The sequence below is a fragment of the Streptomyces sp. SID3343 genome (genome assembly GCF_009865215.1).
In the GTDB taxonomy this organism is placed as follows: domain Bacteria; phylum Actinomycetota; class Actinomycetes; order Streptomycetales; family Streptomycetaceae; genus Embleya.
Window position 1 is genome coordinate 1 of the sequence record NZ_WWJX01000549.1, and the last position, 330, is coordinate 330.

Annotated in this window: 1 protein-coding gene; it reads left to right on the top strand. The window is 73.3% G+C overall.

What is annotated here, in order from left to right:
- On the top strand, positions 1-330 hold a 330-nt coding region (locus tag GT354_RS16875), incomplete at both ends, for an NAD(P)H-binding protein (protein ID WP_161357125.1).

Consider the following 330-nt stretch of genomic DNA (forward strand, 5'->3'; position numbering starts at 1 on the left):
GCGCACGAGAGCCCGGATCGGGTCCACGAGCACACCACGGCGGTGGACGCGGCGGTCGCCGCCGGCGTCGAGCGGATCGTGTACGTCTCCTTCGTGGGCGCCGCGCCGGACGCGACGTTCACGTTCGCGCGCGACCACTGGTTCACCGAGCAGCACATCCGGGCGTCGGGGCTGCGGTTCACGTTTTTGCGGGACAACTTCTATCTGGCCGCGCTTCCGGCGATGACCGGCACCGACGGCGCGATCCGCGGCCCGGCCGGCGGTGGCCGGGTCGGCGCGGTGGCACACGACGACATCGCCGACGCCGCGGCGGCCGTACTGTCGGCCGAT